Here is a 17,758-nt window from a genome sequence, read left to right as displayed (position 1 = left end):
TCTAGCCCACTGGATAATCATCTAAGTGGGCTAGCATTCCTTTGAATATTTTGTTAGCTGTGCTAATGAGTATAGCCACAGTGTTTGCACTTGTGGTTATATTTCCACATTGCCTGTGAGTTCTTAATCAAATCTGTTTTTTTAGTTCTGGATTCGAATGCTTCCTCGATCCAACGCCCCAGTTGCTCCTCTGATGTAGGAGCCCAATGATATTGAGCGTAACAATCTTCTGTCTTACTAAAGTTAGCTGCAAATCTCTCGGGTATATACGGTGCCTCCTTTACATTAGGCAATACAATTCCAATCAATCCGTTTGGAGTGTAGCTCCCTTGCCTTAACGAAGACTTGATTTCCCAATCAATATATCGACGACTATGGGTACAAGTTCCCATTAAAACAATAGTAACAGTTGAATCGCTTAAGTAGTCTTGACGAATACGAGACATAACATAGTCACCATCGTTGCTGTTGATGAAATCTGCGTCATCATAGACACCAAGCTCTTTTGCTATAAATACATCACTCCATTTATCTATAAAGCTTCGTACTGCATCTCTATCAGCTCCAAAATGAGAGACAAACACCTTTCTTCTTACGCCACTATATGACATAACTAACAGCCTCCAAATTCACAATGTAAACCCTCAAAATCGCCCTATGACACTAATGGCATTTATGGTGTACCATATTGACTTAAAAGTAAAATTTTCAGGACATCCATGTGAACAACATATCAATCAAGTACCCTGCGTTATTTGAATCAGCAGATGAAGCCTCAATGACATCCCAAAAACGTTTCTTACGATTAACCATTTTCCATGCCTTTGTATTGTTAATCGGTACTCTGCTATCAATCAATGTTATCCCTACAAAGGAATACAGTATGGCTGTAGCAGTTTTCTACATATTAGCCTTAGTTGCTTCTTACAACCTTGGAAAAAATCGGTACGAAAAAAACTGGTATAACGGAAGAGCGATTGCTGAATCTATAAAGACCTCTACTTGGAAGTACTGTATGAGAGCAGCGCCATACACAGATGACGTCTCCATACAGGTACCAAACTCCAGATTTCGTAATATGCTTACCCAAATAATAAGAAGTAATAGTGAACTAGGAGAGGTGGTCCAAGACCATCAAAACACAAATGACCAAGTAACAAGTGCAATGACAAGTATCCGAAAGATGACGCTTGAAGACCGTAAGTCATACTACTTACAACATCGCATAGATGAGCAAAGACTATGGTATGCCACCAAAGCCTCAGATAACAATAAAATGCACAGTAGATGGTTTATGGGTCTCATGTTTGCACAAGGTTGTGCTTTACTGTGCGTGCTTTTGAGGATTGCTTATCCAGAATGGCAATACTGGCCTACTGATGTTTTCGCACTAGGTGCGGCATTTATAATTAGCTGGACACAAATCAAAAGACACAATGAGCTTTCATCTTCGTATTCTCTCACTGCCCAAGAGATCGGTATCATTAGAGGCAGTATCGAAGAAGTAGAAACTGAAGAACAATTTTCTGAGTATGTAAGTGGGGCTGAGGTAGCGTTCTCTCGTGAGCACACTCAATGGATAGCTAGACAAACCAGAAAATAAATAACTGTGGCTAATAAGTTGCAGTACTGATTAGCCACATAAGCACGACTTAATTTAAGCTCTAGAGTAATCTCGAATTGCTGAGATAATGCTTTCAGTGTTCCACCTCACATCTGCCTTAGATCTACTTGTTACTGTAGTGGAACTGCGCACCTGCCCTCTCGGAATAACCCCTATAACAGGCACTCCATTCGCTAGTGCTGTATCAAGCTCCCACTCCATCCAATCACTATGGCTTGCATAAACGCCGGCTAAACCAATAACGATATCTGAGTTTAGAATTTTCTCTTTCAAACGCGCTTTGACATAACTTGCATTTGAAGAATTTATAGGTTCAATCCTCGACACTTCTTTGAACTCGATATTGAAATAACCACGTTCATTTAGCAAACGCCTTAAGCCTTCAAGGTCACCGGAATGATCCCATGAATGGCTGATAAATACACGGTAGTTTTTTGCCATTTACTTGTCTCCTTTATACCCATAAAGTTGTATATTAGGGCATAAGCTGATAATTCAAGGTAATCACTTTTTTATTAGATTTATCAATATGTAACTCAGGAGATATTATGTATTCAGGTCAGAAAATATGTTTTGTGATCATGGGGTTTGGAAAAAAGACTGACTATTCAACAGGAAAAACTTTTGACCTAGATAAAACGTATAAAAACATTATCCAACCAGCTGTAGAAAGTGCTGGATATCAGTGTGTTAGAGCTGATGAAATCCAAGATCCTGGGCTTATCGATAAAAGCATGTATGCGTTACTAATGCACGCAGATCTTGTTGTTGCGGATATTTCAACATTTAATCCGAATGCTATATATGAGTTAGGAGTCCGACATGCAGTGAAACCAAGTACCACTATCATTCTCAAAGAAGAGGGAGGAAAAATCAACTTTGATCTGGATCACACCAGAATCTTTCACTATAAACATCTAGGCGAAGATATAGGAGCTGACGAAGCAAAAAGATGCCAAGTAGAACTAGCATCTCTAATCCAAAATGCAACAAAAAATGCTTTTGTTGATAGTCCTCTTTACGACTTTATTAGCGATGTCCAACCTCCGAAGTTAACGGAAGCAGAGTATGCAAGGATCATTGGGGATTTAGCTGAAAAAGACAATCACATTTTTGCAATTACTGAGAAAGCACGCTCTTTAATGAGTGAAAGTAAGTTTGTTGAAGCAACAAAATTATGGAAAAGGGCCTCAGAAATGGCCCCAACTGAAGATTATTTTATTCAACAACAAACGCTTGCAACATACAAATCTAAACACCCATCTGAAGCAACAGCTCTGGCAGACGCACTTCGTATCATTGAATCTTTGAGTAATAACGGCGAATCTAATGACCCTGAAACCTTAGGGCTGGTTGGAGCAATCTACAAGCGAATGTGGCAACTCAATAATGATATAGAATGCTTGTACCGCGCCAAAAATTTCTATGAAAAGGGCTTTCAGATTAGCTCCGATTACTACACCGGAGAGAACTTTGCATTGTGTTTAGATTTACTAGCTTCTCTGGAAACCGATGAAGATGAGAAAACATACTTCAAAATTGCGGCCAAAAAGACCAGGAAGCGAATTGTAGAGATCTTGCAAGATCTCACTTTTGAGGAGCCAGATAACAAGTACAAATGGGCCTATGCAACTTTATCGAATTGCCACTATGCTTTGGGGATGCAAAGTGAAGGTGAGAAGTATGAGCAACTTTTTAAAAGGATGACAGACATCAAGTGGGAGCTAGAGTCATTTGAAGAAGGTAAAGCCAAAATTCTGGAACTTACAAGTTAACTTCAGTTGCTGAAATAAAATCTGGAAACTGGTACATTCACAGCTCGAACTTTAGAAAAAGTAGCTCAAATTCGCTATTTTTCTGGAAAAGGCTAGTAAGCCTTATCATGCAACCCTTTCCAGATTTATTTCAGAAACCACCTGTGTTGGTAGTTTGTTACGATGCGCTAGGCATTTGAATCATAATAAAAAAGACCGCTTATACTGCGGTCTTTTTTATTTCTGCCCACCTAACCATCTACCAAGCGGTGCTATTCACGATCGCAAGGAAAGAAAAAAAGCCTCAGCATTTCTACTGAGGCTTTTCTAAAGGTGGTCGGTGAAGAGCTGAACTTGAAAGAGCCGAACCCCCGACCCTCTGGTCTCGCTTTCTATTTAAAAGCATGAGATGCGCTACCAAGCGGCGCTATTCACCAAATTATAGACGTAAAAAAACCTCGTCTGATGACGAGGCTTCCTTAAAGGTGGTCGGTGAAGAGCTGAACTTGAAAGAGCCGACCCTCTGGTCCCGCTTTCTATTTAAAAGCATGAGATGCGCTACCAAGCGGCGCTATTCACCAAATTATAGACGTAAAAAAGCCCCGTCTGATGACGAGGCTTCTTAAGTGGTCGGTGAAGAGCTGAACTTGAAAGAGCCGAACCCCCGCCCCTCTGGTCCCGCTTTCTATTTAAAAGCATGAGATGCGCTACCAAACTGCGCTATTCACGATCGCAAGGAAAGAAAAAAGCCTCAGCATTTCTACTGAGGCTTTTCTAAAGGTGGTCGGTGAAGAGGGATTCGAACCCCCGACCCTCTGGTCCCAAACCAGATGCGCTACCAAGCTGCGCTATTCACCGATAATCTTCAATAATAAATGGGGTGGCTAACGAGACTTGAACTCGCGACAACCGGAATCACAATCCGGGGCTCTACCAACTGAGCTATAGCCACCACTAATCTTTGTATTTCCTCGTACATCTTGTACCAAGAAATAAATAAGTGGTCGGTGAAGAGGGATTCGAACCCCCGACCCTCTGGTCCCAAACCAGATGCGCTACCAAGCTGCGCTATTCACCGATAATTCTTGCTAGGTATTTTGCGTTTGCAGAGGGTCGGCCTCTGGTCCCGCTTATCTCAAAACACGTGATGCGCTACCAAGCTGCGCTATTCACTGAGATGTTGCTAGGTATTTTGTGTACGCCACCAAGCAGCGTATGAAACTTTTGCCGACTAAGAAAGATGACTGATTAACGAAAGAGGATTTACCTAATCGTTTAACAGGTGACAATCTATAGTGAAGCGAGCAAGAAATGGGGTGGCTAACGAGACTTGAACTCGCGACAACCGGAATCACAATCCGGGGCTCTACCAACTGAGCTATAGCCACCACTGTTTTTTCTAACTTCTCCGAAATGGCACGCCCGAAAGGATTCGAACCTTCGACCTTTGGCTCCGGAGGCCAACGCTCTATCCAGCTGAGCTACGGGCGCTTCATGCCCTATCGGCGAGGACGAATGATACGGATATCACTATTTGCCGTCTAGTACTTTTTCAAGTTTTTTTATTATTTGGTGCCTTTTTCAACAGATAATAATTAAAATTCCCATACAAGTGATGTGACTAATGCCAAGAAGATGTGATGTTACTGTTTCTAGGAGAAGAAAGTCAGGATATAATCACTTTATATTCACATTGATTTAACAGTTTTTATAACCTTAACTCAATGCAAACTACAATAATAATTTTGACCTATTGCCCGGTCCCAACTGAAAGTAAAGTGAGTTAAATCGTATGATTCGAAGATTTCTGAGCATTTTAATCGTAGCGCTTAGCTTCTCAAGCGTAACTATTGCCGCTACTCAAGCTGATTATGATGCAATCGCAGAGCGAATTAAGCCCGTAGGGGATGTCTACCTTGCTGGAGCAACACCTGCCGTTGCTGAACCTACAGGTCCTCGTGATGGTCCAACAGTATACAACACATTTTGTACTGCTTGTCATAGTACTGGTGCGAGCGGCGCTCCAATTAAAGGCGATGCCGCAGCTTGGGCTCCTCGTATTGCTCAAGGAAGAGATGTACTAATGGATCATGCAATCAATGGCTTCAACGTAATGCCTGCTAAAGGGACGTGTATGGACTGTAGCAATGACGAAATTTCAGATGCTATCGACCATATGCTCGAAGGGCTCTAATACTAACGAGCTCTAACTCAACAGTTCTTATAAAAACCAAGTCTGGCTTTAAACGTCAACTTGGTTTTTTTACGCCTTATTTTTTGAACATCGCTCTTAAGTTCGCAATGTGGGTTTGTCCCTTTTCCATTCGTTCTTCTTGAGTGAGCACTTTCTTCTTTATTTCCCATTCAACATCATCAAAAGGCAGTTCTTCAAGGAAGCGACTTTGCTGGGGTTTAATAAGCTCCCCAAATTGGCGGCGCTCTTTACACATACTAAAGGTCAATTCACGCTGAGCTCTGGTAATACCGACATACATCAAGCGTCGCTCTTCCTCGACATTGTCTTCATCAATACTGGTTTGATGCGGTAAAATACCCTCTTCAGCTCCGACTAAATAGACATAAGGGAACTCCAGTCCTTTTGATGCATGAAGCGTCATCAACTGTACTGCGTCACTATCATCATTCTCTTCTCCCCGTTCCATCATGTCGCGCAATGTCAAACGCTGTACCACTTCTTTTAGCGTTTTCTCTTCTTGATCATAATTGTCCCCTTCAAGATCAGCGACAATCCATGAATAAAGATCCGAGACATTTTTCATTCTCATCTCTGCTGCTTTCGGGCTAGAAGAGGTTTCATATAACCAATCTTCGTAGTGAATATCTCGCACCAGAGAGCGAACGGCTTCTATTGTGTCTCCTCGCTCTGCATTATCACCCAAAGCCACCAGCCATTGAGTAAAGCGACGCAGATTTTCAAGCCCTCGCCCTGTTAGAGTCTGTTCCAATCCCATCTCAAAACTGGCATCAAACAAACTCTTTCCTCGCATATTGGCGTAGTTGCCTAACTTCTCTAATGTCACTGGACCAATTTCTCGGCGGGGAGTATTCACTATCCGTAAAAATGCATTGTCGTCATCTGGGTTCACCAGAACTCTGAGATAAGCCATGATGTCTTTGATCTCAGCACGAGCAAAAAATGACGTACCGCCTGATAATCGATATGGCACTCTGTTGAGCATCAAGTACTTTTCAATTAAACGAGATTGATGGTTACCACGATAAAGAATCGCATAATCACTGTAGTTGGTTCGATTAAGGAACTTATGAGCGATAATTTCACCAGAGATCCGCTCGGCTTCATGCTCTTCATTATTCGCGTTGATGACTTTGAGCTTTTCGCCATCAGGGAGTTCCGAAAAAAGCACCTTGTCATATACATGAGGATTGTTCGCAATCAAGATGTTAGCTGCGCGCAAAATTCGACTAGTTGAACGATAATTTTGCTCAAGCTTAATTAACTTGAGGTTAGGAAAGTCTTCTCCTAGCAGGACTAAGTTCTGAGGTTTGGCACCACGCCATGAATAGATTGACTGATCATCATCGCCTACCACTGTTAAACGCGCTCGCTCTCCGACTAATAACCGAATCAGTTCGTATTGGCTGGTATTTGTGTCTTGGTATTCATCCACCAACAGGTAACGAATTTTATTTTGCCAGCGTTCTCGCACTTCTTGGTTTTCCTTTAACAGACGAACCGGCATCTGAATCAAATCGTCAAAGTCGAGGGCGTTGTACGCTTTCATTTGGTTTTGGTACATCTCATAACAAAAGGCGAATAGCTGTTCTTGCTCACTTTTGGCCATATCCTTGGCTTTTTGTGGCGAGACCATATCGTTCTTCAAATTAGAAATCGTACTAAGTAACAGACGCAATAAGTCTTTATCGCCATCAAGCTGCTTTTCCGTTAGTTCTTTTAAAAGCGCCATCTGATCTTGATCGTCAAACAACGAAAAACCCACTTTTAAACCAAGCTGTTTGTATTCACGACGGATAATATTCAAGCCCATGGTATGAAAGGTCGAGACCATCAAACCTCTGGATTCTTTTTTGCCGAGAGTCTGAGCCGCACGCTCTTTCATTTCCCGAGCAGCTTTATTGGTAAACGTCACAGCAACGATATTGCGTGGCTTGTAACCGCATTCTTGAACTAAGTAAGCAATTTTATTAGTGATAACCCTAGTCTTACCTGATCCAGCCCCCGCAAGAACCAAACATGGACCAGAAACATATTTAACGGCTTCATTTTGACTAGGATTAAGCTTCATAATATTTCTTTGCATACCTTACTTATCAATAGCGCTAATGATAATCGCCACGACTATTTATTACCATGATCAATCCGCCCAGAGAGTTTGATTAAATTTTATTGCACAGATGTATTGCAAATAAAGTACACTTAACCGCATAATGTTGCATCAAAGTACTAACATGCTGAATGTAAGGTCATCGACACAGTAAGGCCCTACGACACAACTTTTTGGAGTTCAATTGAAAATGAAAAAGTGGACCTTTTTTATGTTGCTTATTGCGCTGGTACTTTTCGGAGGCGTAATTGGTTTCAATTTATTTATAAAAAATGTAATTAATGAAGCCATTGCCAATTCCCCAGAGGCTTCGAATCCTATAACTATTGAGGAAATCGACGTTAAAGCTTGGACCCCAACCATTGAAGCGGTAGGTTTTATTGAGCCAGCTCAAGGCGTCACACTAACCAACCAAACAGCTGGTATTATCGATTCAATTCAGTTTGAATCCGGCCAAACGGTTAAAGCGGGTAAGACGTTAGTGATACTTGACTCAGACGTTGAAAAGGCCAATTTAAAAAGTGTTCAGGCTCGCCTTCCTGCAACCAAAGCAAAATTTGAGCGCTATAAAGGTCTATACCAAAAAGGTTCGTTATCTCAAGAGGCATACGATGATGCTCAAGCCGCCTATTTCTCTCTGGTTGCAGATTTAGAAAGCTTAAAAGCCTCGATCTCAAAACGAACGATTCAAGCTCCCTTTAGTGGTATTGTTGGTCTAAGAAATATCTATTTAGGTCAGTACCTTCAAGCAGCAACAGAAATTGTACAGCTTGAAGATATCTCTCGGATGCGTTTTCACTTCTCAATTCCTCAAACGGAAATATCTCGTATTGTTCCCGATCAAGTCGTGGATATTTCTGTCGACTCTTATCCAGATCTAATCTTTACCGGCTCTATCACCGCGATTGAACCAGCAGTCAACCCGCTAAGTGGTTTAATTCAGGTGGAAACCGACATTCCGAACAGTGATGGCAAACTGCGCAGTGGCATGTTTGCCCGTGCCAGTATTCGTTTACCAGCACTAGAAAACCAAATTGTTATCCCACAAACCGCCATTACTTACACGCTGTATGGTGACAGTGTTTATGTTGTCGTAAATCAACCAGACATTAACGCTGAGCCTGCTGAAGATGGAGAGCAGCCCACAGTTCAACGTGTAGAGCAACGCGTTGTTGAAGTCGGCGAGCGCCGTGGAAGCATCGCACACATTATCTCGGGTTTAAAGGGTGATGAAACTATCGTTACATCAGGCCAAGTTCGCTTGAGTAATGGGGCAAAAGTGCATGTGGTTGAAAGCGATGCGGTGACTCCGCGTGCTGAAATCCCAATGCTGTAACTGGAGGCCATATGCGCTTTACTGATATTTTTATTCGCCGCCCGGTTCTCGCTGTTTCGATTAGCTTATTGATTCTATTGCTGGGCGCTCAAGCTATCTTTAAGCTTCAGGTACGCGAATACCCAGATATGGTCAACACTGAAGTAACCGTTACGACAAGTTACTATGGCGCCAGCGCCGATTTAGTTCAGGGCTTTATTACCCAACCCTTGGAGCAAGCCATCGCTCAAGCAGACAATATTGACTACATGACCTCGGAGTCTTCACTCGGACGTTCAACCATTACGGTAAAAATGAAGCTCAATACTGACCCTAATGCAGCGCTGGCTGACATTTTGGCGAAATCCAACTCTGTACGCTCATTATTGCCAAAAGAGTCGGATGATCCCACAGTAAGCTTGTCGACAGGCTCATCAACCGCGGTTATGTATTTAGGCTTTACCAGTGACTCCCTTAATTCTAGCCAAATTACCGACTACTTAAATCGTGTTGTTAATCCTCAACTCTTTACCGTTTCTGGAGTATCCAAAGTCGATCTTTATGGTGGTACTCAATACGCTCTTCGCGTTTGGCTCGACCCTCAGAAAATGGGGTTACTCAACTTAACCGCCACCGATGTCATGAGCGTACTTGAAGCCAATAACTATCAATCAGCATCAGGGCAAGCCACGGGGGAGTTTGTTCTATACAATGGCGATGTTAAAACCCAAGTCTCCTCTACTGAAGAGCTTGAGAAGCTGGTCATAAAAGCAAGCGACGGAAAGCTCATCCATTTAAAAGACATTGCTAAAATCACCCTCTCGAAAAGTCATGACTTTTTCCGAGCCACAGCTAATGGCAAAGAAGCGATTGTCGCAGCGATTAACGCAACACCGAGTGCCAATGCCATTACATTAGCCAAAGACATTCGTCAGCTATTACCTCGCATTGAAAAAAACATTCCGAGTACGATACAGATGGAGCTGTTGTATGATTCAACCATTGCGATTAACGAATCAATCAATGAAGTCATCAAAACCATCGCAGAAGCGGGATTAATTGTACTCATCGTCATCACCCTGTTTTTAGGTTCGCTTAGAGCGGTATTAATTCCAGTTATCACCATTCCACTCTCTCTTATTGGAGTAGTGGTCGTGATGCAACTGTTTGGTTTCTCGTGGAACCTAATGACGTTGCTTGCCATGGTTTTAGCCATCGGCCTCGTTGTTGATGATGCAATTGTGGTTTTAGAAAATGTTGACCGACACGTTAAATTAGGTGAAACACCATTTCGAGCGGCGATAATCGGAACTCGTGAGATTGCCCTCCCCGTCATTGCGATGACGATAACTCTTGCCGCCGTCTATGCACCTATCGCAATGACAGCAGGGGTTACTGGAGCGCTATTCAAAGAATTTGCCTTGACGCTAGCAGGGGCTGTATTTGTCTCGGGTATCATCGCACTGACCTTATCGCCAATGATGTGCTCAAAAATGCTCAAGGGGCAAGACAAGCCTTCTCGGTTTGAGCAAGCCGTTCACAGGTTCCTTGATCGTTTAACCGTTCGCTATATGCGTATGCTAAAAGCTATCATGCGCCGACGTCCAGTGGTGTTAGGGTTTGCTTTTATCGCATTTGCAACTCTACCAATCCTCTTCAAAATGATCCCTTCGGAACTCGCTCCTGCGGAAGATAAGGGCTTCTTCATGATGATTGGTAATGGACCTTCAAATGCAAACTTAGATTATTTACAAAACACCATGTCTGAGGTCAACACCAAGTTAACCGACCAATCAGAAATCGACCTAGGTTTAATGTTTACAGGCATACCAAAATCAAACCAAGCCTTGGGTATTTCTGTCATGGTGCCGTGGAGCCAACGAGAAGCAAGTCAAGCCGAGGTCAAAAATAGTGTTCAAGGGATTCTCAACGATATACCTGGAATGAGTATTGCTGCGTTCGAAATGCCAGAGCTTCCCGGGGCAGGTTCTGGCTTACCCATTCAAATGGTGTTTACCACAGCAGATAGCTTCGAGAATTTATTTACGTTAACAAGTGATATTCTCACTCAAATCCAAGATAGCCCACTGTTCGTCTATTCGACCCTAGACCTCAATTTTGACTCTGCGACCATGAGAATTGAAATTGATAAAGAAAAAACCGCTGCGTATGGCGTAACCATGAAGGATATTGGCATCACGTTGGGCACAATGATGGCGGATGGTAGTGTCAACCGTGTCGATCTCGGTGGACGATCCTATGAAGTTATTCCGCAAGTAGAACGTAAATATCGCCTCAATCCGGAGTCAATGAATCAATACTATGTTCGTTCTGTAAATGGCCAATCGATTCCACTAGGCAGCCTAATTAAAGTAAATGTAGAAGCGCAGCCTCGTGCACTGTCTCACTTCAACCAATTGAATTCAGCGACGATTGGCGCAGTTCAGTCGCCTACAGTCGCACTGAGTGATGCGATCAATTATCTTGACGCACTGGCTATTGATAAATTACCTATTGGTTATAGTTATGATTACTTAGGTTCCTCACGCCAATATGTGACTGAAGGCAGTTCATTGTTTACAACATTCGGCTTAGCCCTCGCGATTATTTTCTTAGTATTGGCGATTCAATTTGAATCAATGAGAGATCCTTTGGTCATTATGGTGTCTGTACCTCTCGCAATTTCAGGGGCGTTAATCACATTGGCTTGGCTCAAACTCTTCGGACAAGTAACACAACTACCAATAATCGGTGCCACCATGAATATCTATTCGCAGGTTGGGCTTATCACGTTAATCGGATTAATAACCAAGCATGGTATTTTAATCTGTGAAGTGGCAAAAGAGGCACAATTACACCAAGCAATGAACCGTATTGATGCCGTGATGGAAGCCACGCGCGTGCGTCTGCGCCCGATTCTGATGACAACCGCAGCAATGATTGCGGGGTTAATTCCTTTGATATTTGCTAGTGGAGCAGGTGCTGGACAACGTTTTAGTATCGGGGTGGTCATCGTATCGGGATTAGCTATTGGTACAATCTTCACTTTGTTTATCCTGCCAGTGATTTATAGTTATCTCGCAGAAAAACACAAGGCAATTCCTGTATTTGAAGAAATGGATCGAAGTCATTAAATTCAATGCAGAGTCCTAGTAAAGAATAAGGTAAAGGTCACTTAGGTGGCCTTTTTTATTCGTTTAGTAACGACTTTTATCGACGAATTGCATAGAATGTTAGCAATTGAATAGGAGTTTATCAGTGTATGTTTGATCCAAAAAAAATAGAGCAAGTAGCAAAACAAATTCATGAGTCAATGCCACAGCCAGTCAAGGACCTAGGGACAGATGTTGAACAGAAAGTCCGTCAAGTTATTCAAGGGCAGCTAAACAAGCTTGATGTCGTCAGTCGTGAAGAATTCGATGTGCAAACTCAAGTACTACTGCGTACTCGTGAGAAGCTAACGCTTATGGAGCAAAAGCTTTCTGAGTTAGAAGAAAAATTAGCAGAGAAGTAATTTTCTCAATGCTGCAATACGATACGTATGAATAAAATCTAGCGTAAACGACAGACACAAAAAAGGCTTGGAATATCCAAGCCTTTTCTATTTAACGTCGAAGTTGATTAGTCACCAACAGCGATACGTTTCATGTCTTGCATGTAGCCACGTAGCTCTTCACCAATGTATTCAACAGGGTGGTTACGGATAACTTCGTTGATTTGGATTAGCTGAGCGTTGTCAACTTGGTTAGACTCTTCGTTCAAACCTTTACCAATAACATCAGTATTTACGTTTGGCATGAATTTCTCACGCAATAACGGTGTTGCAACATTTGCAAATAAGTAGTTACCGTACTCTGCAGTGTCAGAGATAACTACGTTCATTTCGTATAAACGCTTACGTGCAACAGTATTTGCGATTAGTGGAAGCTCATGTAGAGATTCGTAGTATGCAGACTCATCGATAATACCTGAAGTTGTCATCGCTTCGAATGCAAGTTCAACCCCAGCGCGAACCATAGCAACCATTAGAATACCGTTATCGAAGTACTCTTGCTCAGCGATTTTCACGTCTGATTCAGGGTAGTTTTCAAATGCAGTTTCACCGGTTTCTTTGCGCCAGCCTAGAAGGTTCACATCATCGTTAGCCCAGTCAGCCATCATAGTGCTAGAGAATTCACCAACAATGATGTCATCCATGTGCTTGTTATAAAGTGGACGCATAAGGTCTTTCAGCTCTTCAGAAAGCTCAAATGCTTTTACTTTTGCTGGGTTAGTTAGACGATCCATCATGTGAGTAATGCCGCCAAACTTCAATGCTTCAGTAATGGTTTCCCAACCGAATTGAAGAAGCTTACCTGCGTAACCAGCATCGATTCCGTCAGCAATCATTTTCTCGTAACATACGATTGAACCCGCTTGCAACATACCACATAGGATAGTTTGCTCACCCATTAGGTCAGATTTAACTTCAGCAACGAAAGAAGACTCTAGACAGCCAGCACGGTGACCACCAGTTGCTGCAGCCCAAGCTTTAGCGATATCCCAACCTTCTGCTTTAGGGTCATTTTCTGGGTGAACAGCGATCAGTGTTGGAACACCAAAACCACGCTTGTATTCTTCACGTACTTCAGTACCAGGACACTTAGGCGCAACCATAACAACAGTGATGTCTTTACGGATTTGCATGCCTTCTTCAACAATGTTGAAACCATGAGAGTAACCAAGTGCTGCGCCATCTTTCATTAGAGGCATTACCGTTTCAACAACATTGGTGTGCTGTTTGTCAGGAGTAAGGTTTACCACTAGATCCGCTTGTGGGATAAGGTTTTCATAGCTATCTACAACAAAACCGTTATCTTTCGCGTTTTTGAACGATTGACGTTGCTCGTCGATAGCAGCTTGGCGTAAAGCGTATGATACGTCTAAGCCAGAATCGCGCATGTTAAGACCTTGGTTAAGACCTTGAGCACCACAACCAACGATGACAACCTTTTTGCCTTTTAGGTAGTCTGCTTCGGTTGCGAATTCAGCACGGTCCATAAAACGACAACGACCAAGTTGATCTAACTGCTCACGCAGATTTAGGGTATTGAAATAGTTAGCCATGAGGCACTCCTTTGAATTTAGCTTTCACATTTCGATGGTATTACATCGAGTGGGCACATACTAAAGCAGACATTCCATTGCGGAAAGTGATATATTCACAATCAAGTATTGCGTTTTTTGCAACATGAGATCTGGGTCACGATGAATATAAAATCACTGCAAATTTTCATACATTTATGTGAGAGCAAGAACTTTAGTAAAACGGCTAGTGCGATGCATATGAGCCCTTCAGCCTTGACTCGGCAAATTCAGAAACTTGAAGAAGAAATTGCGCACCCTCTCTTTAGTCGCGACAACCGACGCGTTGAATTAACTCCATCAGGAAAACAATTAATCCCAGTCGCTCAACGTATTATCCACGAATGGCACCAATATCAAGTCGCCTTGCAAGAACAAAGCAGTAATCTTCAAGGAGAAATTCGTCTGTTTTGCTCAGTGACTGCAAGTTACAGTCACCTTCCAGAGCTCTTATCGGAATTTCGTGCTCATCACCCATTCATTGAATTTAAACTACTTACCGGTGATCCTGCGCAAGCGATTGATAAAGTTCTAAGTGATGAAGCTGACCTCTCTATTTCAGCGCTTCCAGACAACCTCCCTTCAAGAATTGCGTTTGAATCCATTAGTGAAATCCCATTGTCAGTCATTGCACCGGTTGGGATGAGTGCTTTTGCTGATGCATTAAACCAAGATCAGCCCCAGTGGAGTGATATCCCTTTTGTGGTTCCCGAAGCAGGAACCGCTAGAGACAGAGCAAATGCTTGGTTTAAGCAAATGAAAATAAAGCCCAATATTTACGCTCAAATCGCGGGGCATGAAGCTATCGTGAGTATGGTTGCGCTAGGCTATGGTGTCGGTATTGCGCCCGATGTGGTCATCAACAACAGCCCGGTTCGAGATAAAATTCAACGTCTAAGTGAAAGTGATGTGATTAAACCTTTCCAATTGGGTGTATGTTGCAAACGGTCTAAACTCCTAGACGAACCACTGCTTAGTGCGCTTTGGAAAGTGATTACTGCAAAGCACAACATCATCACTTAAGCGATACGATAAAAAACCATAGGTAATGTGGGTAAACATAGTACTTTGAGCAATCTTATACTTGTTAGTGATCGTTAAAATCAATCAATATGCTTAATTGATAAAGTTATAAAAACCCACCTTGTTAATAACTAATTATCATTTAGAGCTGGTATGCGTTAGAATGGTGTGTTTTTTATACACCCTTGTTAGAAAAAATATAGTCATATATGACGGCATTGATTCAACAAGAACTCACATTTCACTTATAACAAAAGGACAAGTTATGAAATGGACGCTTATATTAAGCACCGCTTTACTAACAAGCATTAACGCACAAGCTAACGAGTGTGGAAAAGTCACGATTGCCGATATGAACTGGAACTCAGCCAGTTTGATCGCCAATATTGACAGATTCATTCTTGAAAAAGGTTATGGCTGTGACGCAGAACTGGTGCTTGGCGACAACGTACCAACCGCAACGTCAATGGTAGAAAAAGGCGAACCGGATATTGCTCCAGAAGTTTGGACAAACTCAATTAAAGATACCGTCGATGCTGGTGTTGCGGAAGGTAAAATTAAGTTAGTTGGTAATACTCTGCTTGATGGTGGCCAAGAAGGCTTTTGGGTACCCGGAACTCTAGTAGAAAAGTACCCAGAGCTCAAAACCATCGAAGGGATTAAACAACACCCAGAGCTTTTCCCGCACCCAGAAAAAGACGATGTGGGCGCTTTTTATAGCTGTCCAGCTGGCTGGCAATGTCAAACAACCAACCAAAATTTATTCGATGTTCTTGGTTTAGAAGAAGCTGGGTTTGAATTAATCGATCCAGGTTCAAGTGCTGGGCTATCTGGCGCTCTAGCTAAGTCGCTAGAGCGTGGAGAAGGATGGTTTGGTTACTACTGGGCACCAACGCCTATCCTTGGGAAATACAACTTAGTCAATGTCGATTTTGGTCATGGTGTAGATGAGGATGCTTATTTGAACTGCATGACAAAAGAAGACTGTACAGAGCTAACACCAACGATGTATCCACCATCACCAGCGTATGCAATTACAACTGACACATTCGCAAAAGAGAATCCAGCTATAACGGAATATCTCTCAAAGCGTGGCTTCAGAAATGAAGCTCTAAATGAACTGTTAGCTTGGATGGAAGATGAGCAAGCAAATGGGGAAGATACAATGTATTACTTCCTACAAAATTACCCACAAACCTGGAAGCAGTGGGTTCCTAAAGACGTTGCTGAGAAAGTCTCTAGTAATCTATAAAATATCATCCTAAATATAATGTACGAAGGGTAACTTGTTATAAGTTACCCTTTTTTACGACTACTCTTCTCGATAAGAATAAGTATCGGAGAATCGAGAAAGAATCCACTCACCAGCGGTTGTATCTTCAAATAACTTTTCCCCTTTTTCCTCAACGCATGCGCTTAATACTTTAACTGGTGTATCAAAGTCTGGTTCAACAAAAAAAGGCATTGAAAAGCGCTCACGTCCCGAAGTAGGGCTCGTAACTCGATGAGGTGTCGATTGGTAAAGCCCGTTAGTCCAACGCTGCATTAAGTCGCCAATATTAACAACCAAACTCCCTTCAACTGGTATAGCATCAATCCATTCCCCGCTCACGCTTTGAACTTGCAGCCCACCGCTATTATCTTGATAAAGTAAAGTAATGCAGCCGTAGTCGGTATGTGCTCCCGCACCATTGGTATGGTCGGTTTGCACGGGATATTGAATTAACCTTAAAACTGAAATGGGATATTGGAAATGATCAACAAAAAAGTCTTCACGCTCCCCTAACGCTAGCGCCATTACTTTTAATAACTTGAGACCAACATCCAAACTCATTTGATAGTGATGATTAACCGTTTGAATAAAAGATGGTGACTCTGGATATTGATTAGGGCCGTACAATGCTTTACATCGTTGAACTTGAGGATGTGATAGAGGTAAATCCAACGCCATATCAAAGGTTTCTTTGCAATCCTGTGGACCACTGGAGTCAAGTTGCTCTGCATTCAACGCTCCCCACCCTCGGTGGTTTTCGCTATTTTCAATCGAAATTTTCTTTTTTTCTGCAATAGGTAATGAAAAGAAATCGCTCGCGGTAGCTTTCATATGCTCAAATTGAGTATTTGGTATTCCATGTCCGATTACATAGAAAAAGCCAAGCTCTCTACAAGCCTTATCAATTTGTGCAATAACAGGTGCCCAATCTTCTTTGTGATCAGAGTTAAGCGGAGAGATATCTATGATTGGTAATTGCATTTTCCATCCTTTAAATTTCATCATTAAGGAGATCTAGCAAAAAACTCACCAAGTAATTCTAAATATCCATAAGAAACTCATCAAAATATCTCATGGAAGATAAACAAGTAAAACACAATAAAAACAAACAATTAATGATCTTATTACAATATTTGTCAGAGCGAAGAAGAAAAACTAATGAAGTGGCTCGCACCAAAACACAGCAATGAATGCTAATTTGAAAACGTAAAAAAACCCTAGTCTTTCGACTAGGGCTTCAATAGTGGCGGAGAGATAGGGATTTGAACCCTAGGAGGGTCGCCCCTCGCCTGATTTCAAGTCAGGTGCTTTCGGCCACTC

At 42.2% G+C, this 17,758-nt stretch carries 12 protein-coding genes, 6 tRNA genes and 1 pseudogene; 8 read left to right on the top strand and 11 right to left on the bottom strand.

Going from position 1 to position 17,758, the window contains the following annotated elements:
* Positions 1–62 precede the first annotated feature (62 nt).
* Positions 63–611 carry a TIR domain-containing protein gene (locus ACXJY6_RS18230; protein WP_458769188.1) on the bottom strand — a complete coding sequence of 183 codons (549 nt, stop codon included), beginning with the start codon at positions 609–611 and terminating at the stop codon, positions 63–65.
* Positions 612–721: 110 nt separating this feature from the next.
* On the opposite strand from ACXJY6_RS18230, the gene ACXJY6_RS18225 reads away from it, so the two are divergent.
* A complete protein-coding gene (locus tag ACXJY6_RS18225) occupies positions 722–1,603 on the top strand; it encodes a DUF4231 domain-containing protein (protein WP_458769187.1) in 882 nt (293 codons plus the stop codon).
* 54 nt (positions 1,604–1,657) lie between these two features.
* On the opposite strand, the gene ACXJY6_RS18220 is transcribed toward ACXJY6_RS18225, so the two are convergent.
* A complete protein-coding gene (locus ACXJY6_RS18220) occupies positions 1,658–2,065 on the bottom strand; it encodes a TIR domain-containing protein (RefSeq protein WP_458769186.1) in 408 nt (135 codons plus the stop codon).
* Between the two features lie 107 nt (positions 2,066–2,172).
* Here ACXJY6_RS18220 and ACXJY6_RS18215 point away from each other — a divergent pair, with 107 nt between their 5' ends.
* On the top strand, positions 2,173–3,399 hold the full coding sequence (locus tag ACXJY6_RS18215; protein ID WP_458769185.1) for a TRAFs-binding domain-containing protein: 1,227 nt from the start codon (positions 2,173–2,175) through the stop codon (positions 3,397–3,399).
* A 313-nt stretch (positions 3,400–3,712) separates the two neighbouring features.
* Here the strand turns inward: ACXJY6_RS18215 and ACXJY6_RS18210 are convergent.
* From ACXJY6_RS18210 to ACXJY6_RS18185, 6 genes are all read right to left on the bottom strand, one after another.
* A tRNA-OTHER gene (locus tag ACXJY6_RS18210) sits at positions 3,713–3,815 on the bottom strand.
* Positions 3,816–4,159: 344 nt separating this feature from the next.
* Positions 4,160–4,236: transfer RNA gene (locus ACXJY6_RS18205), tRNA-Pro, on the bottom strand.
* 18 nt (positions 4,237–4,254) lie between these two features.
* Positions 4,255–4,330: transfer RNA gene (locus tag ACXJY6_RS18200), tRNA-His, on the bottom strand.
* Between the two features lie 49 nt (positions 4,331–4,379).
* A tRNA-Pro gene (locus ACXJY6_RS18195) sits at positions 4,380–4,456 on the bottom strand.
* A 234-nt stretch (positions 4,457–4,690) separates the two neighbouring features.
* Positions 4,691–4,766, bottom strand: a tRNA-His gene (locus ACXJY6_RS18190).
* A gap of 26 nt (positions 4,767–4,792) precedes the next feature.
* A tRNA-Arg gene (locus ACXJY6_RS18185) sits at positions 4,793–4,869 on the bottom strand.
* Positions 4,870–5,170: 301 nt separating this feature from the next.
* On the opposite strand from ACXJY6_RS18185, the gene ACXJY6_RS18180 reads away from it, so the two are divergent.
* Positions 5,171–5,572: a c-type cytochrome gene (locus ACXJY6_RS18180; protein ID WP_456052970.1), complete on the top strand. Its 402-nt coding sequence runs from the start codon at positions 5,171–5,173 to the stop codon at positions 5,570–5,572.
* Positions 5,573–5,648: 76 nt separating this feature from the next.
* Here the strand turns inward: ACXJY6_RS18180 and rep are convergent, their stop codons facing one another.
* Positions 5,649–7,664 (bottom strand): DNA helicase Rep, encoded by a 2,016-nt coding sequence (gene rep, locus ACXJY6_RS18175; RefSeq protein WP_456052969.1) that lies wholly within the window; start codon positions 7,662–7,664, stop codon positions 5,649–5,651.
* 229 nt (positions 7,665–7,893) lie between these two features.
* Here rep and ACXJY6_RS18170 point away from each other — a divergent pair, with 229 nt between their 5' ends.
* From ACXJY6_RS18170 to ubiK, 3 genes and pseudogenes are all read left to right on the top strand, one after another.
* The gene (locus ACXJY6_RS18170; protein ID WP_456052968.1) at positions 7,894–9,039 is read left to right on the top strand and encodes an efflux RND transporter periplasmic adaptor subunit; all 1,146 of its coding nucleotides are present in this window, start codon (positions 7,894–7,896) and stop codon (positions 9,037–9,039) included.
* 11 nt (positions 9,040–9,050) lie between these two features.
* Positions 9,051–12,134 (top strand): annotated as a pseudogene (locus ACXJY6_RS18165) (multidrug efflux RND transporter permease subunit); the annotation flags it as partial.
* Between the two features lie 146 nt (positions 12,135–12,280).
* Positions 12,281–12,532 (top strand): ubiquinone biosynthesis accessory factor UbiK, encoded by a 252-nt coding sequence (ubiK, locus tag ACXJY6_RS18160; protein WP_456052967.1) that lies wholly within the window; start codon positions 12,281–12,283, stop codon positions 12,530–12,532.
* 107 nt (positions 12,533–12,639) lie between these two features.
* On the opposite strand, the gene ilvC is transcribed toward ubiK, so the two are convergent.
* Positions 12,640–14,124 (bottom strand): ketol-acid reductoisomerase, encoded by a 1,485-nt coding sequence (gene ilvC / locus ACXJY6_RS18155; protein WP_456052966.1) that lies wholly within the window; start codon positions 14,122–14,124, stop codon positions 12,640–12,642.
* Positions 14,125–14,265: 141 nt separating this feature from the next.
* Between ilvC and ilvY the strand changes: the two genes are divergently transcribed.
* Positions 14,266–15,165: an HTH-type transcriptional activator IlvY gene (ilvY, locus tag ACXJY6_RS18150; RefSeq protein WP_456052965.1), complete on the top strand. Its 900-nt coding sequence runs from the start codon at positions 14,266–14,268 to the stop codon at positions 15,163–15,165.
* Positions 15,166–15,430: 265 nt separating this feature from the next.
* Positions 15,431–16,417, top strand: a complete 987-nt coding sequence (locus tag ACXJY6_RS18145; protein WP_458769184.1) for an ABC transporter substrate-binding protein — start codon at positions 15,431–15,433, stop codon at positions 16,415–16,417.
* Positions 16,418–16,477: 60 nt separating this feature from the next.
* Here ACXJY6_RS18145 and ACXJY6_RS18140 read toward each other — a convergent pair whose 3' ends face one another.
* A complete protein-coding gene (locus ACXJY6_RS18140) occupies positions 16,478–17,419 on the bottom strand; it encodes an isopenicillin N synthase family dioxygenase (RefSeq protein ID WP_458769183.1) in 942 nt (313 codons plus the stop codon).
* Between the last annotated feature and the right edge of the window lie 339 nt (positions 17,420–17,758).

The organism is Vibrio phycocola, from assembly GCF_054404255.1.
The sequence above is the reverse complement of the archived record's forward strand: the minus strand, read 5'-3'. Positions and strand labels throughout refer to the sequence as shown.

What these genes read in the sequence shown, in the direction of transcription:
- ACXJY6_RS18180 (WP_456052970.1), top strand. Translation starts at nt 5,171, where the DNA reads ATGATTCGAAGATTTCTGAGCATTTTAATCGTAGCGCTTAGCTTCTCA.
- ACXJY6_RS18140 (WP_458769183.1), bottom strand. Translation starts at nt 17,419, where the DNA reads ATGCAATTACCAATCATAGATATCTCTCCGCTTAACTCTGATCACAAA.
- ACXJY6_RS18215 (WP_458769185.1), top strand. Translation starts at nt 2,173, where the DNA reads ATGTATTCAGGTCAGAAAATATGTTTTGTGATCATGGGGTTTGGAAAA.
- ACXJY6_RS18220 (WP_458769186.1), bottom strand. Translation starts at nt 2,065, where the DNA reads ATGGCAAAAAACTACCGTGTATTTATCAGCCATTCATGGGATCATTCC.
- ACXJY6_RS18170 (WP_456052968.1), top strand. Translation starts at nt 7,894, where the DNA reads ATGAAAAAGTGGACCTTTTTTATGTTGCTTATTGCGCTGGTACTTTTC.
- rep (WP_456052969.1), bottom strand. Translation starts at nt 7,664, where the DNA reads ATGAAGCTTAATCCTAGTCAAAATGAAGCCGTTAAATATGTTTCTGGT.
- ilvY (WP_456052965.1), top strand. Translation starts at nt 14,266, where the DNA reads ATGAATATAAAATCACTGCAAATTTTCATACATTTATGTGAGAGCAAG.
- ACXJY6_RS18230 (WP_458769188.1), bottom strand. Translation starts at nt 611, where the DNA reads ATGTCATATAGTGGCGTAAGAAGAAAGGTGTTTGTCTCTCATTTTGGA.
- ilvC (WP_456052966.1), bottom strand. Translation starts at nt 14,124, where the DNA reads ATGGCTAACTATTTCAATACCCTAAATCTGCGTGAGCAGTTAGATCAA.
- ubiK (WP_456052967.1), top strand. Translation starts at nt 12,281, where the DNA reads ATGTTTGATCCAAAAAAAATAGAGCAAGTAGCAAAACAAATTCATGAG.
- ACXJY6_RS18145 (WP_458769184.1), top strand. Translation starts at nt 15,431, where the DNA reads ATGAAATGGACGCTTATATTAAGCACCGCTTTACTAACAAGCATTAAC.